The sequence below is a fragment of the Paraburkholderia sp. XV genome (genome assembly GCF_020177535.1).
Classification (GTDB): domain Bacteria; phylum Pseudomonadota; class Gammaproteobacteria; order Burkholderiales; family Burkholderiaceae; genus Paraburkholderia; species Paraburkholderia caribensis.
The window spans coordinates 1-14541 of the sequence record NZ_JAGUUD010000161.1 but is presented as its reverse complement, the minus strand read 5'-3'; the positions used below and the strand labels follow the sequence as shown (position 1 = coordinate 14541).

General features: G+C 63.6%; 13 protein-coding genes. 7 read left to right on the top strand and 6 right to left on the bottom strand.

Features of this window, described 5'->3' with window-relative positions; translation table 11 throughout:
- Positions 1-139 precede the first annotated feature (139 nt).
- Positions 140-808, bottom strand: a complete 669-nt coding sequence (locus tag KFO72_RS38470) for a GntR family transcriptional regulator (protein WP_036002267.1) — start codon at positions 806-808, stop codon at positions 140-142.
- A gap of 189 nt (positions 809-997) precedes the next feature.
- Here KFO72_RS38470 and KFO72_RS38465 point away from each other — a divergent pair, with 189 nt between their 5' ends.
- Positions 998-2533, top strand: a complete 1536-nt coding sequence (locus tag KFO72_RS38465) for a Rieske 2Fe-2S domain-containing protein (RefSeq protein ID WP_225034267.1) — start codon at positions 998-1000, stop codon at positions 2531-2533.
- 81 nt (positions 2534-2614) lie between these two features.
- Entirely contained in the window at positions 2615-3601 is a 987-nt protein-coding gene (locus KFO72_RS38460) for a PDR/VanB family oxidoreductase (RefSeq protein ID WP_060603751.1), read from the top strand.
- A gap of 55 nt (positions 3602-3656) precedes the next feature.
- Here the strand turns inward: KFO72_RS38460 and KFO72_RS38455 are convergent, their stop codons facing one another.
- Together KFO72_RS38455 and KFO72_RS38450 are read right to left on the bottom strand one after the other, a co-directional pair.
- Entirely contained in the window at positions 3657-5234 is a 1578-nt protein-coding gene (locus KFO72_RS38455; protein ID WP_225034266.1) for an aldehyde dehydrogenase (NADP(+)), read from the bottom strand.
- Positions 5231-5881, bottom strand: a complete 651-nt coding sequence (locus KFO72_RS38450) for an isochorismatase family cysteine hydrolase (RefSeq protein ID WP_224101899.1) — start codon at positions 5879-5881, stop codon at positions 5231-5233. The genes KFO72_RS38455 and KFO72_RS38450 overlap by 4 nt, the downstream gene beginning before the upstream one ends.
- Before the next feature lie 283 nt (positions 5882-6164).
- Here KFO72_RS38450 and KFO72_RS38445 point away from each other — a divergent pair, with 283 nt between their 5' ends.
- Positions 6165-6662 (top strand): winged helix-turn-helix transcriptional regulator, encoded by a 498-nt coding sequence (locus KFO72_RS38445; protein WP_060603745.1) that lies wholly within the window; start codon positions 6165-6167, stop codon positions 6660-6662.
- 33 nt (positions 6663-6695) lie between these two features.
- Here KFO72_RS38445 and KFO72_RS38440 read toward each other — a convergent pair whose 3' ends face one another.
- Together KFO72_RS38440 and KFO72_RS38435 are read right to left on the bottom strand one after the other, a co-directional pair.
- Positions 6696-7952: an MFS transporter gene (locus KFO72_RS38440; protein WP_107200671.1), complete on the bottom strand. Its 1257-nt coding sequence runs from the start codon at positions 7950-7952 to the stop codon at positions 6696-6698.
- Positions 7953-8357: 405 nt separating this feature from the next.
- Positions 8358-9215, bottom strand: coding sequence for a class I SAM-dependent methyltransferase (locus tag KFO72_RS38435; protein ID WP_225034265.1), 858 nt, complete (start codon positions 9213-9215; stop codon positions 8358-8360).
- A 306-nt stretch (positions 9216-9521) separates the two neighbouring features.
- On the opposite strand from KFO72_RS38435, the gene KFO72_RS38430 reads away from it, so the two are divergent.
- From KFO72_RS38430 to KFO72_RS38415, 4 genes are read left to right on the top strand one after another with little or no spacing between them, the layout of a single operon-like run.
- Positions 9522-10730, top strand: a complete 1209-nt coding sequence (locus KFO72_RS38430; protein WP_225034264.1) for an efflux RND transporter periplasmic adaptor subunit — start codon at positions 9522-9524, stop codon at positions 10728-10730.
- A complete protein-coding gene (locus KFO72_RS38425; RefSeq protein ID WP_225034263.1) occupies positions 10727-11434 on the top strand; it encodes an ABC transporter ATP-binding protein in 708 nt (235 codons plus the stop codon). Before KFO72_RS38430 ends, KFO72_RS38425 begins: the two co-directional genes overlap by 4 nt.
- 33 nt (positions 11435-11467) lie before the next feature.
- Positions 11468-12622, top strand: a complete 1155-nt coding sequence (locus tag KFO72_RS38420; RefSeq protein WP_060603741.1) for an ABC transporter permease — start codon at positions 11468-11470, stop codon at positions 12620-12622.
- A 26-nt stretch (positions 12623-12648) separates the two neighbouring features.
- On the top strand, positions 12649-13815 hold the full coding sequence (locus tag KFO72_RS38415) for an ABC transporter permease (protein ID WP_060603734.1): 1167 nt from the start codon (positions 12649-12651) through the stop codon (positions 13813-13815).
- A gap of 34 nt (positions 13816-13849) precedes the next feature.
- On the opposite strand, the gene KFO72_RS38410 is transcribed toward KFO72_RS38415, so the two are convergent.
- Positions 13850-14287, bottom strand: a complete 438-nt coding sequence (locus KFO72_RS38410; RefSeq protein ID WP_054932682.1) for a YciI family protein — start codon at positions 14285-14287, stop codon at positions 13850-13852.
- Positions 14288-14541: the final 254 nt, after the last annotated feature.

The window sequence follows — 14541 nt, the reverse complement described above, 5'->3', positions numbered from 1 at the left end:
GGCAAAGAAAAGTAGGTGCCGCCCCGCACAGGGGCAACGCGTGAAGCACGCTAACAATTCGCGGATGCCAGCGAAAAGCAAACCCAGCCCAAGCCAGCCGAACCCAACCCCAGCGTCGCAGACAGAAAAAACCAAACCTTCACCCAGCTTTAAGCATCTCCCCCAACCTCGCAACAAGATTCTGCCGCGCACTACTGGTATGCAACTCGGTAAGCTCAGCCGCCCGCGCGGGATCGCGCGCAGCGATCGCCTCGGCGATAGCCTGATGCTCATCCCAGATCGAATCCCGCAACCGCGAAGACTGCAGCACCGCGCCCATCACCCGGCGCAAATGAACCCAATGCAACTGCGCACTCTCAACGATCAGCGGATTCCCCGACGCCTCATAAATAGCCGAATGAAAAGCAATATCGGCATCGATCATCGCCTTCACGTCCTTGCCCTTCGACACCAGCCGCCCACGCATGATCAACGCGCTATCGATCACAGCGCCACGCTCCGCAGCAAGCCTCGCAGCAAGCGTATCCAGCGCACCGCGCACCTGGTAAAGATGACTCGTCCACTCGACATCGAGCGGCGCAACCAGAACGCCCCGCCCCGGCGCATCCTGCACCAGCCCGTCCTTCTTCAACAAACGCAGCGCCTGCAGCACGGGTGACCGCGATACCGCGAACTGCTCCGCAATCTCCTCCTGCGTCAATCGCGTGCCGGGCGCGAGCGACCCGTCGCTAATCGCATCCGCAAGCACTCGATACACCTCCTCGACATAGTCGGGACGAACCTGCAGCTTCTCGAACTTGAGTGTCATCGTGTACCTCTGTACTTTGGATACAGACTACATGGCGCTCATGAGTCGGTCAACCTTAGGTGTAAACCTTGATTGGCGCGGATTCGGCATCTCCTTAATCTTTGTATACAGAGTTCGGTATCCGTATTCAAACGACGGAAGGCAGTCAAAACGGCGGTCTTCACCTACCCACAGTCAAAAGGAGCGGTCATGACGATGAAGTCGGAGCAGATGGAGAAGGGCGGCACCGCGGGCGGCACCGTGGTGAAGAAGCTGATTCCCTACGGCGGCTACTACACGAACAGGATTCCGGCGCACGATGTCGAGCTCACCGAGACGGGGCCCGGCACGCCGACGGGCGAATACATGCGCCGCTTCTGGCATCCTGTCTGCATGTCGATGGAACTCACCGACACGCCCCGCTTCCTGAAGATCCTCAACGAAGAACTGGTCGCGTTCCGCGACGGCAGCGGCCGCGTCGGTCTGTTGCACGCGCATTGCGTGCATCGCGGCGCCTCGCTCGAATACGGCGCGATCCAGCAGCGCGGCATCCAGTGCTGCTATCACGGCATGGTGTTCGACATCGACGGCACCTGCCTGCATGCGCCGTTTCCGAAGGGCGAAGAGGCGGAAGCCGAGAAGTACGCATGCTCGATCCGTCAGGGCGCGTACAAGGCCATCGAGCGCAACGGCCTCGTGTTCGCCTACATGGGTCCGCCCGAAGAAGAGCCGCCGTTCCCAGAATGGGAAGGCAACTTCACCGTGCTGCCCACCGACGAACTCGTTCCCTATAGCAACTTCCAGCACTGCAACTGGCTGCAGGTCCAGGACAACGCCGCCGACAATTACCACACGGCCGCGTTGCACGCGGGCAGGAACGTGGTCGGCGGGCACTACCAGGGCACGACGTTCGACGAAGTCGGCGCGGCATCGATGGAAGTGCCGCCCGACATGCAGTTCATCCCCGTGCAGCAGGGCCGCAGTCTCGCCTGCGCGGGCGCGCGCCGCGCGGACAAGGATCATCTGTTCGTGCGCGTCCAGCATCAGGTGCTGCCGAATCTGAGCCTGCACGCGTACACGTCGGAAGACGGTTTGAACAAGAAGCTGTTCAGCCGCTTCCACATGATCCGCTGGACGGTGCCCGTCGACGACGAAAACAGCAAGATGATCGGCTGGCGCGTGATGGGCCCCGGCGTCGATACGCGCGGCGTCGGCGACAAGTCGATGGTCGGCTATGAAACCATCGACTTCCTCGAAGGCCAGGTGGCGATGCGCAGGCCCGAGCGCTTCGGCAAGTACAAGCTCGAAGACATGCCGCCCATTCCACCCAACCATCGCGAGCGCGCGCACTACAAGGACGCGCAGTACGCACCGGGCGATTACGAAGCGATCATCAGCCAGCGCCCCATCGCCGTGCATTCGCTCGAACATCCGACCAAGTTCGACGCCGGCCTCTATCTGTTCCGCAAGATGCTGCGCGATGCCGTGCGCGGCACGAACCCGGCCGCGTCGCCGGCGGAGTTCGCGCAGTGGCTGCGCGACGTCGGCGCCGCGCCGAACAGCTATTGCTCCGGCAACGTGTTCGAGATTCCCGAGGCCGCGACCGTCGAAGAAGAAGTCGCGCAGCGCCGCCGCATTTCGAAAGCGGTCGTCGCGATTCTCACGCAGAGCGATCACCTGAAGGGCGATGAGCGGGCCGCGTTCGTGCGCGCGAAGATGGACGAGCTGGAGCAGTCGGCGCGCTAGCAGCAGCGATGCGGCGCCCGCATTGGCGATGTGGCGCCGCATTGGCAGGTAGCGCGAACGCAAGTGGCAAGGAGACACTAATTGACAGCATTCAATCAGGCAGCGGCGACGCTGGAGTTGTTCGTGCGGCAGGTCCGCTACGAAGGCCGCAATATCCAGTCGTATGAACTCGTCGATCCCGAAGGCGCGGAGTTGCCGCCCTTCACGGCGGGCGCGCATATCGACGTGCATCTTGCGAACGGTGTCATCAGGCAGTACTCGCTGTGCAATTCACCTGCCGACCGGCATCGCTATGTGATCGCGGTGCTGCGCGACGAAAAAGGGCGCGGCGGCTCGAAGGCCGTTCACGAACAGTTGCAGGTGCAGGGCCGCGTGCGCGTAAGCGTGCCGCGCAATAACTTCGAACTCGCGCAAGGGGCGCGCAAGGTGATCCTGATTGCGGGCGGCATCGGCGTGACGCCGCTCAAGTCGATGGCGCATCAGCTTGCGAATACGGATGACGTGGACTACGAGTTGCACTACTGCGCGCGCGATGCGCAATGCGCGGCATTCACGGAAGAATTGCAGACGCTCGTCGAGCGCGAGCGGCTGCACTTCCACTTCGACGGCGGCGATCCGGCACGTGGGCTGGATATCGCGGCGCTGTTGCGCGACGAGGCGCAAGACGGCACGCATGTCTACTATTGCGGCCCTACGGGCTTCATGCGCGCCTGCGCCGACGCGTCCGGGCACTGGCCGAAGGATGCCGTGCACTGCGAGCATTTCAAGGCGCCGGAACGCGCGCTAGCGCCAGCCGATCGAAAGCCGGGCGAATTCACCGTCGAGATCGCCAGCACGGGTCAACGTCTGCCCGTGCCCGTCGACAAGAGCATCGCCGATGTGCTCAAGGCTGCGGGCATCGGCGTGCAGACATCGTGTGAAGCCGGCTTGTGCGCGACGTGCAAGGTGCGTTATCTGAGCGGCGAAGTCGAGCATCAGGATTGCATTCTCGACGCAGCCGACCAGCAGAACTTCCTGACCTTGTGCGTCTCGCGCGCGAAAAGCGAACTGCTGGTGCTGGATCTTTAAACATAAAAGGCCCGCGCACGGTCGCCGTGCGCGGGCCTCGCTTCATCGAACGCGATCAGGCTTTCGACAACTCGCCGTCCGTGAGACGCCAGAGGTGGCGCGGATTGTCGTGCTTCAACGCCTCGGGCAGCAGATCGTCCGGAAAGCCCTGGTAGCACACGGGACGCAGAAAGCGCTCGATCGACGTCATGCCGACCGACGTGAAGCGGCTGTCAGACGTTGCCGGGAACGGGCCGCCGTGAATCGACGCATAGGACACTTCCTGCGGATGCGCGAACGCATTGATCACGATGCGTCCCGTGCGCCGTTCCAGCACGGGCAACAGGCGCGCGGCGAGCGGGTGATCGGCGGAATCGATTTGCATCGTCGCCGACAGCTGGCCGCGAAACTGCCTGGCGAGCGCAATCAATTGCTCGACATCCGATACACGCACGAGCAGCGCAGCCGGACCGAACACTTCCTCCGAAAGCGACGCATCGGCAAGCATGTGCGCGCCGTCGATTTCGAGCAGCGCCGCCTGACCGTCCCACGCGCCTTGCGCCTCGCCTCCCGCCGCGATGTGTTCCGCGCCCGCGTGTTTGCGCCGCGCCAGGTTTTCGCCGTACGACTTCCAGATACCGGGCGTCAGCATCGTGCGCGCGTGCATCGCTTCGACGCGGGCGATCAGCGCCTGCCTCAGTTCCGCGTAGCCGGGGCCGTCGATCGCGAGAAGGATGGCGGGCTTCAGGCACGCTTGCCCGACGTTGACCAGCATGCGTTCGCCGAAGCCGTCGCCGACTGCGCCGCCGCGTGCAGCAAGCGCCGCCGGCAGCACGAAGGTCGGATTGACGCTCGTCATTTCCGTGAACACGGGGATCGGATCGGGGCGCTGCTGCGCGCGCCGGAACAGCGCCATGCCGCCCGCTTCGGAGCCCGTGAACGTCACGCCTTTGATAAGCGGATGATCGACGAGCGCTTCGCCGATTTCATTGCCGCCGCCGCGCAGCATCGAAAACACGCCTTCGTGCAGCCCCGATGCTTCCACGGCCTGCTGGATCACGCGGCCCATGAGTTCGGATGCGCCCGGATGCGCGTTATGCGCCTTCACGATAACGGGGCAACCGGCCGCCAGCGCCGACGCCGTGTCGCCGCCCGCGACCGAATAGGAAATCGGAAAGTTGCTTGCACCGAAAATCGCGACGGGGCCGAGCGCGATCTTCTGCATCCGGTGATCCATGCGCGCGCGCGGCCGGCGCTCGGGTTGCGCGGGATCGATCGTCGCCTGGCGAAAGCGCCCCTGGCGCACCACCGTCGCGAACTGACGGAACTGCGTGGCCGCTTTGGCGGTTTCCGCCTCGAGTTGCGCGGCAGGCAAGCCTGTTTCCAGCGAGGCGCGCTGCGCGAGTTCAGGCGCAACGGCCTCGAGGCCGTCAGCAATGCGGTCGAGAAACGTGGCGCGTTCGTTGAGCGACGTGTTGTTGAAGCTGTCGAAAGCATCGTCGGCGAGTTGCGCCGCGAGATTCACTTCCGCAACGCCGCCGAACGCGAAATCCGGTTCGATCGCGGCATTCGTCGCGGGGTTCAGCGCCTTCATGGTCCCCGCCGTCGCAGAGACCTCATGCGCGCCGATCAGCAGATTGCCAGTAAGCGTCATGCCTGTGCTCCCTTTGCTTCTTTCACTGCGGGCAACGCGGCGATGAGTTCGGCCGTGTTCAGGATTTCATGTGCGAAGGTCGGGCCGTTCAGTTCGTGCGCGGCGCGCATCATCGCTTCAGAGAAAGCGGCCGTGCTGTCGCGAACGAGCGTGACGTGATAGCCCAGTTCCATCGCGAAGCGGCTGGTGGATTCGATGCACGTATTGGCGAGCAGGCCAACGGCGATTACATGCGTGATGCCATGCTGCTTCAGCTGAAAGTCGAGATCGGTGTTGGCGAAGCCGCTTTGCGCCCAGTGCTCCTGCACGACGATGTCGCCTTCCTGCGGCACGAAATCGGGATGCCACTCGCCGCCCCATGTTCCCTTTGCAAACGTGTGACGTTGCTGAATCTGGCGTTGCGTCGGATTCGGATGATCCCAGTTGTCGTAATCGCCCGGCTGCCAGCGGCGGTGCGGCACATAGAACACCTGGATGCCGGCCTTGCGTGCGGCGGTCACCGTCGCGCGCAGGTTGTCGAGCAGGCGTACGTTGGTGGCGATTTCCTTGATCATCGGAAACAGCTTGCCGCCTTCCGACAGAAAGTCGTTGTACGGATCGACCAGCAGCAGACCAGTGCGCTCAGCGCGATAAACAGTATTGGGCATTTCAGTTTCTCCATCGAAAAGGGTACGTACGAGTTCGCGTTCCGCACCCGGCGCCGGCTGCCGTGATCGGACGATACGTGACGTCTCGCGCATCGCTAACGTGAACGCAGCATATAACTATGAAAATCATAGTGTCAAGTGCGATGAGGCTTTGCGGGTTGGTTTGCGAGGGTTCCGATTAGCCCTCGAGGGCCGCCAGCAGCCGCGCAGAAGGCGTGTGCGTATGCACGCCAATTCTCGTTTGTGTTACTATGAAATAAAGAGTTTCGATGGGAGAAGGGTCGTGGTACGTGTCGCGGCGCAGGCCAATACGGTGTGTCCGGTGTCGCGGTCGCTGGATGTCGTCGGCGACCGGTGGTCGATGCTGGTCCTGCGGGAGTTGTACATGGGCGCAGCGCGTTTCGAGGAAATTCAGATTCAGACAGAAGCGACGCCGCAAATGCTGGCGACGCGTCTGAAGTCGCTCGAAGCGGACGGCATGATCGAGCGTCATCCGTATAGCGAGAAGCCGCTGCGCTACGAATATCGTCTGACGGAGAAAGGGCGGGCGTTTTACCCCGTGATTCACGCACTGCGCGCGTGGGGCGAAACGTGGTGCAAGGAGCAGCACGAGGACATCGCAGTGCGCTTCGTGCACCGCAAGTGCGGCCACGATGTCGGGCTGGCGAACGTGTGTCCGCATTGTGGCGAACACGTCGAGCGCAAGGATCTGGACTCGACGCTCAGCAGCCAGTTCGCAAGCGAGCGCGCCGAGCGGCGCGCCGCGTTCAAGCGGAAGTAGAGAGCGCGACCTGACGACGCCGCGCTTCGCACCTCAAACGCACTCGGTCTGAACCTCGCTGGATGCCATGGGCGCGGCGGCCTGTACGGCGTTGTTGCGCGTGCGGAAACTCGCCAGCGTGACGAGGCCGAGAATCGCGAGCACGCTGCCGAACCAGAAATCGACGGGAATGCCGGCGTGGTCGACGATCGTGCCGCCCACCGACGAACCCACTGCAATCGCGACCTGAATGATGCCGACGAACAGCGCTGAACCAGCTTCGGGCAAATCGGGCGCGGCTTCCTGCATCCACACGCTCACGCACAGGGGAATGGCGCCGAACGCGATGCCCCACGCGAGCACGATGCCCGTCACGACGGGCGCCATGTCGCTGAGCAGCGGCATGGTGAGCAGCGCGAACATCAGCAGCACGGTCACCGTGGCGAGCGAGCCCTTGAGCTTGCGTGCGACGAACGTCGATACCGCGAAGTTCGAAAAGAAGCCGATGATGCCGAAGCCGAGCAGCACGGCCGTAATCGTCGACGTGCTGAAATGCGCGTTCTGCAAGAACGGCGCGATATACGTGTACGACGAGAAATGCGCGCCGAAAATCAGCGCGACCATCAACAGGCTCTTGCGCGGGAACGGACGGCGCACGAGCGTCACGAGATCGGCGAAGCGCAAAGCCGCTTTGGACGGCAGCGACGGCAGCAGCGCAATCTGCGAGATCAGCGCGACGCTTACGAGCACGGCCGTCGCGATGAACGACATGCGCCACGAAGCGAGACTCGCGATGAACGTCCCGAGCGGCACGCCGATCACCGTCGCGCAGGTGACGCCGGCGAGAATCGTCGCCGTCGCGCGGGCCGCCTCATGCGATTTCACGAGGCGCCCGGCGGCAGCGAGCGCGAGCGTCCAGAAGCCGCCGAGTGCGGCGCCGAGCAGTGCGCGGCCGACGAGCATCATCGGGAAGTTCGGAGCGAATGCCGACAGTAAATTCGACGCGAGCAGCATCACGGTCAGCAGAATCAGAATCAGCCGGCGGTTCACGCGTCCGGCGGCGAGCATCAGGCCGGGCGCGGAGATGGCGGCCATGATGCCGGGAATCGTCACCATGAGGCCGGCTGTGCCCGGCAATACGTCGAAGGTTTGCGCGACTTGCGGCAGCAGACCGACGGGCAGAAACTCCGTCGTCACGAAGGCGAACGCGCCAATCGTCACCGACGCTACCGCGAGCCATGCTCGCAACGGCGAAGACGTCGCGTCGGCGACGTCCAGCGTGTTGCTCGAAGCGTTGTTTTCGAAGTTCATGTCTTTTCGCTGATAGATGAATGGAAGCGCGACGTACGGCTTCGCACGCTGCACCATTCAGGTGAGCGGGCGACCACACGCGTTGTCGCTATTTGCGCGCACCATATCACCGCTTCTGAAAACAGGCAGACGGATTGCAAATCCCGCGTTGAGCGCGTGGTTTCAGGCGTCTACACGCCTTGTCCCGGTGCATGCGTAAGATTGTGCCCTTGCAGAGTTAGCGCATTCTTAGCGCGGCGGTCGTGATGCCCGCCATGAACTGCGCAGCCGTCACGGCGCTCGACCTGAGCGGCGTGACGGACGGCACGGTTACGATCACATCCGCCGTCGTGCGGCGATGGCCGCGCGCCGTCGTTTCATGACGGGTGGCGCGCGGCCATGAGGCTTCAGGTGGTTTCGGTGGTTTCAGGTAGTCGCAACGAGAAACGCTTCACCCGTCGACGGCCTCAGTCCATCGGACCGGCCCGCAAAGTAGCGCTCGACGAGATCGGCCGTCGACACATGCTTGACGCCCTTGAAACCCGCTTCACGCGCGAGCGTCAGCATCTCGACGGGCTTGAAGAAACTGACGAACGGCGTGCCCGCAGCCCGCGCGCGTTCGTAGACGAACTGATGCTGCGCGCGCTCGGCGGGATCGATGAGATCGAGCGGCAGCAGGAAGGTCATCGCCAGCGTCGAGCCTGGCGCGAGTTTCGCGATCTGGCGCAGCGTCGCCAGATTCGCCTCGCGCGTCAGGTACATCGAGACACCCGTCGATGCGATCACGGCGGGCGCGTCCGCATCGAAACCCGCGTCGGCGATCTGTTCCCACCAGGACTGACCGGCTTCGAAGTCGACGGGCACGAGCCGCAGCCAGTCGGGAACGCCGTAGTCGAGTTCGAGCAGGCGTTCGCGCTTCCATGCCGTTGCACCCGGCCGGTCGACTTCGAAGATGCGCAAGCGCGACGCGACGTGAGGCTTGCGCTGCGCGAACGTATCGAGACCCGCACCGAGGATCACGTACTGACCGACGCCCCGATCCGCCTGTTCCGTCACCAGGTCTTCGATAAAGCGCGCGCGGCCCACGATCGACGCGCGATACCCGCGCGTTCCTTGCGCGTCCATGTCGGGACGTTCGCGCCAGCCCGCCTCGGGCGCGGCGAGCCGCAGGCCGGCTTCGTCGTCGAGCACATGCGGCGGCGCGTCGATCTGAACATGCATCGCGCGCCACAGCGCTACGCGTACGGCGGTGCTGTCCGCTGCGACAGTCTGTTTTTGTTCCATGATGTCTCCCTCGGAAATCGAACACCAACGGCCAGAATCTAAACCGTTGGCGCAGATGCCTGTCAACACTCGCGCGATGCAGCCGGATGCTTATCGCATAGGCGGCACGTGATAGCAGGCACGAATCGTAAGCACTCCCGGCGTTTTCCGCGCCAGCACCGTGTCGTTGCAAGCGGGATGCCAAGCCGTGCAGACGCGGGCAGGGCGCGGCGCTATACTGTGGACCCATTTACACACTATAAGTAGCCGGCGTGGCGATGCGTCGAGACGCGCGACAGCATCCACCTGCGGCAACGACATAAGAAATTGGCAGATCACGATCTGAAGCGGCTGAAAATCGACCGGCCCGCCGTCGCAACGGGCGGCCGCCGGCGCAACTGGATCGGCTACGGGGTCGTCGCGCTGATCCTCGTCGTCGCGCTCGTCGCCGGGCTCCGGCTGGCGGGGCCGCAGACCGTCGAGACCACCACCGTGGTGTCGGCATATCCGTCGCAAACCTACACGCTGCTCAATGCAACGGGCTATGTCGTGCCGCAGCGCAAGGCGGCTGTATCGTCGAAGGCGCAGGGGCGCCTCGAATGGCTCGGCGTGCTGGAAGGCACGCGGGTCAAGAAAGACGAGATCATCGCGCGGATCGAGAGCAACGACGTCGAGGCGTCGCTTGCGCAGGCGAAGGCGCAGATCAAGGTCGCGCAGGCAAACCTCGCGTTGCAGCAGGCCGAACTGAAGAACGCCGAAATCAATCTGCGCCGCTCGAAAATTCTGGCGCCGAACGGCGCGATTTCCGCCACCCAATACGACGCCGATCTCGCGCGCTACGACAAGGCCGTGGCATCGATCGACAATAGCCGCGCCGCGATCGTGGCCGCGCAGGCGAACGCGCAGGCCGCGCAGGTCGCCGTCGATCAGACCGTGATCCGCTCGCCGTTCGACGGCGTGGTGATCGAAAAGCACGCGAACGTCGGCGACAACATCACGCCGTTTTCGCAGGCGTCGGACAGCAAGGGCGCCGTCGTGACGATCGCGGATATGGACACGCTCGAAGTCGAAGCCGACGTCGCCGAATCGAATATCGGCAGGATCGCCGTGAACGCGCCCTGCGAGATCCAGCTCGACGCGCTGCCGGACATGCGCCTCGCGGGCAGCGTGTCGCGCATCGTGCCGACCGTCGACCGTTCGAAGGCGACGGTGCTCGTGAAGGTGCGCTTCGTCGATCGCGACGCGCGCGTGCTGCCCGACATGAGCGCGAAAATCGCGTTTCTGTCGAAGCCGGTGCCGCCCGAAGACCGCAAGCCGGTGGTCGCGGCGCAGCCGGCCGCCTTCGTGGAGCGCGACGGCCGCAAGGTGGCGTTCGTGGTCAAGGACGACAGCGTGCGCGAAGTGCCCGTCACGACGGGCGCGACGCTCGGCGAACTGGTCGAAGTGAGCGGCGTGCGACCCGGCGACATACTGGTGCGCGCGCCGAACGAGCACATCAAGGACGGCGCCAAAGTCACCGTGGCGAAGAAACAGTGAGCGAGCCGATCAACGCAACGCCGCCGCTCGTCGATATCCGGCATCTGGTCAAATCGTACCGGCGCGGCGTGCAGACCGTGCCCGTGCTATCCGATATCACGCTGGCCATCGGCGAGGGCGACTTCATCGCGCTGATGGGGCCGTCGGGCTCGGGCAAGAGTACGCTGCTCAATCTGATTGCGGGCATCGACAGGCCGGACGGCGGCGAGTTGCGGGTCGGCGGGCTGGACATCACGCGGCTCAATGAATCGGCGCTGGCGCAATGGCGCGCCGCGCACGTCGGCTTCATCTTCCAGTTCTACAACCTGATGCCCGTGCTGACGGCGTTCGAGAATATCGAATTGCCACTGATGCTCACCCGCCTGACGCGCAAGGAGCGCCGCGAGCGCGTCGCGCTCGTGCTCGACATGGTGAATCTCGGCAATCGCGCGCATCATTACCCGTCGGAGCTGTCGGGTGGACAACAGCAGCGCGTCGCGATTGCGCGCGCGCTGATCACGGACCCGACGCTGATCGTCGCTGACGAACCGACGGGCGACCTGGACCGCGCATCCGCCGAAGACGTGCTCACGATGCTGCAGCGCCTGAACCGCGAACTGGGCAAGACGATCATCATGGTCACGCACGACGCGCACGCGGCGGGCGCGGCACGAGCGCTCGTGCATCTGGAGAAAGGGGAGCTGATCGATGGCACGGCTCGCTGAAGCGCGCGCGGCAGTATCGGGAGTCGCGGCGCCATGTTCCTGCTGAAGCTGATCACGCGCAACGCGCTGCGGCACAAGCTGCGCACGACGCTGACCGTGCTTGGCCTGATGATCGCCGTGCTGGCGTTCGGGCTGCTGCATACCGTGATCGACGCGTGGTATGCGGGCGCGGCGGCCGCGTCGAACGCGCGGCTCGTGACGCGCAACTCGATCTCGCTCACGTTCCCGTTGCCGCTCAGCTACGAGAACCGGATTCGCGGCGTGGAGGGCGTGACGCTGGTCGCGCGCTCGAACTGGTTCGGCGGCGTTTATCGCGAGCCGAAGAATTTCTTCGCGCAGTTCGCCGTGTCGGACAACTATCTCGACCTTTACCCTGAATTCATTTTGCCCGCGCAGCAGCGCTCGGATTACGAGCGCGACCGCAAGGGCTGCCTGATCGGGCGGCAGCTTGCCACTGCGTACGGCTTCAAGGTCGGCGACGTGATCCCGATCAAGGGGACGATTTATCCGGGCACGTGGGAATTCGTCGTGCGTGGCATTCTGGACGGCCGCGACGAATCGACGATCACGCGCCAGATGATCTTTCATTGGGACTATCTGAACGAATCCGTGCGCAAGACGCCGGGGCGGCGCGCGGACCAGGTCGGCGTGTACGTGCTCGGCATCGACAATCCGGACGATGCCGCCGCGATTTCCCGCAACGTCGACAACGTGTTCAAGAACTCGCTCGCCGAAACGCTGACGGAAACGGAGCAGGCGTTTCAGCTCGGTTTCGTTGCGATGTCGAATCAGATCATCGCGGCGATCCGGCTCGTGTCGTACGTGGTGATCGTGATCATCATGGCAGTGATGGCGAACGCGATGGCGATGAGCGCGCGCGAGCGCACCACTGAATACGCGACGCTCAAGGCGCTCGGCTTCGGGCCGGGCTTTCTTGCGCTGCTGATGTTCGGCGAGTCGCTGACCATCTGTGCGGTTGGCGCGGGTCTCGGCATGCTCGCAACGCCGCCCGCCGCGAGTTTCTTCAAGCAGGCGACGGGCGGCGTGTTCCCGGTGTTCAGCGTGTCGCGCGAAACGATGCTGCAGCAGGCCGCGTGCGCGCTCGTCATCGGGCTGGCTGCCGCCATCATTCCGGCGCTGCAGGCGGCGCGCGTGCGGATCGTCGAAGGCCTGCGGGCGATCGGCTGAGTTTCAACGCTAAAGGCAAGCACAACGTGGCCATCCCGCTTTCGTATATCGCCCGCAACCTGTGGACGCGCCGTCTGACCACGGCGCTGACGGCGGGCGGCCTCGCGCTCGTGGTGTTCGTGTTCGCGACGGTGCTGATGCTCGATGCGGGACTCAAGAAGACGCTGGTATCGACGGGCGAAGCGGACAACGTCATCGTGATCCGCAAGGGCGCGGAAACGGAGGTGCAGAGCGCGATCGACCGCGGCCAGGCCAACGTGATCGAGATGCATCCCGCCGTGGCGATGGGCGGCGACGGCATGCGGATGGCGTCGAAGGAATCCGTCGTGCTGATTTCGCTGCTGAAGCTCGGCACGGGCAAGCCGTCGAACGTGGTGATTCGCGGCGTATCGCCGGCGGGCATGAGCTTGCGGCCGCAGGTGAAGCTCGTGTCGGGGCGCATGTTTGCGCCGGGCTCGTCGGAGATCATTGTGGGCAGCAGCATCGCGAAGGGCTTCAGCGGCACGCAACTCGGCGAGCATCTGCGTTTCGCGCAGCGCGACTGGACGGTGGTCGGCACCTTCGATGCCGGCGGCAGCGGCTTCGATTCCGAGATCTGGGGCGACGTCGACCAGTTGATGCAGTCGTTCCGGCGCACCAGTTATTCGTCGATGGTGGTGCGGCTCGCGGAGTCCGATCAGTTCGAGCGCTTCAGGGCCGACATCGATGTCGATCCGCGTCTCGCGGAGGAAGCGAAGCGCGAGCAGACGTTTTATAGCGACCAGTCGAAGGCGCTGTCGACCTTTCTCAACATTCTTGGCTTTACGTTGTCGATGATCTTTTCGATTGCCGCGATGATTGGCGCGATGATCACGATGTACGCGTCGGTGGCCAATCGGGTCGCTGAGATTGGCACGTTGCGCGCGCTCGGCTTTCAGCGGGCGAACGTGCTGGCTGCGTTTCTGATCGAGGCGGTGCTGCTGGGGCTCGTGGGCGGCCTGGCGGGACTGGGATGCGCCGCCTTCATGCAGTTCGCGTCGTTTTCCACGACGAACTTTCAGACCTTTGCGGACCTGTCGTTCCGGTTCATTCTCACGCCGGCGATCGTCTTGAAGACGCTGGCGTTTTCGATGACGATGGGGCTCGTCGGCGGCTTTTTGCCTGCGATGCGGGCGGCGCGCATGAATATCGTCGATGCGTTGCGTGCGCGGTGAAATGGCTGCGTGCCGCCGGCGGGCTTGGGTTTGTTCAAGTTGGCTTGTGGGTTTGCTGTTCGATCTCGGCGCGTAGGCGGTCTTCCTGCGCGCGTAGTTCGGGGGTGAACTCGTCGCCGAAGTCTTCGGCCGAGAAGACCTGACGAATCTCGATTTCCGAATCGCCTTCCATTGGATTTGGGCAGCGCCGGACCCATTCAACAGCTTCTTCCATCGATTTCACCTGCCAGAGCCAGAAGCCGGCGATCAGCTCCTTTGTTTCTGCGAACGGGCCGTCGATTACGGTTCGGTTTGCACCTGAGAAGCGGACGCGCTTGCCGCGGGAGCTTGGATGCAGGCCTTCGCCTGCCTGCATGATGCCCGCTTTTACGAGTTCTTCGTTGTATTGGCCCATTGCGGTTAGTAGCTCGGTGGTGGGCATTTTTCCGGCTTCGGAGTCGCTCGTTGCTTTGACGATTACCATGACGCGCATGTTTTTTCTCCTGTCTGATTGGGGTGGGACCGCGGAATGGCGGGTTTCATTTTTGACGACGGGTGAGGGTGGGGGGAATCGACATTCTGGTTTGGTTTTTTTGTTTTTGTCTTTTGCTTTTGTTTTTTTGCTTTTGCTTTTGCGCTGGCGTCCGTGTTTTGCCTTCGTGGGTCGTGCTTCGCCGGTCGGTGTTTTCAGCCTTTGCGCTGGCATCCGCGAATTGTTAGCGTGCTTCATGCGTCGCCCCTGTGCGG

Bases quoted from the DNA above. Each gene is read 5' to 3' on its own strand.
- KFO72_RS38455 (WP_225034266.1), bottom strand. From the start codon at position 5,234: ATGACGCTTACTGGCAATCTGCTGATCGGCGCGCATGAGGTCTCTGCG.
- KFO72_RS38440 (WP_107200671.1), bottom strand. From the start codon at position 7,952: ATGAACTTCGAAAACAACGCTTCGAGCAACACGCTGGACGTCGCCGAC.
- KFO72_RS38435 (WP_225034265.1), bottom strand. From the start codon at position 9,215: ATGGAACAAAAACAGACTGTCGCAGCGGACAGCACCGCCGTACGCGTA.
- KFO72_RS38410 (WP_054932682.1), bottom strand. From the start codon at position 14,287: ATGCGCGTCATGGTAATCGTCAAAGCAACGAGCGACTCCGAAGCCGGA.
- KFO72_RS38465 (WP_225034267.1), top strand. From the start codon at position 998: ATGACGATGAAGTCGGAGCAGATGGAGAAGGGCGGCACCGCGGGCGGC.
- KFO72_RS38470 (WP_036002267.1), bottom strand. From the start codon at position 808: ATGACACTCAAGTTCGAGAAGCTGCAGGTTCGTCCCGACTATGTCGAG.
- KFO72_RS38450 (WP_224101899.1), bottom strand. From the start codon at position 5,881: ATGCCCAATACTGTTTATCGCGCTGAGCGCACTGGTCTGCTGCTGGTC.
- KFO72_RS38420 (WP_060603741.1), top strand. From the start codon at position 11,468: ATGTTCCTGCTGAAGCTGATCACGCGCAACGCGCTGCGGCACAAGCTG.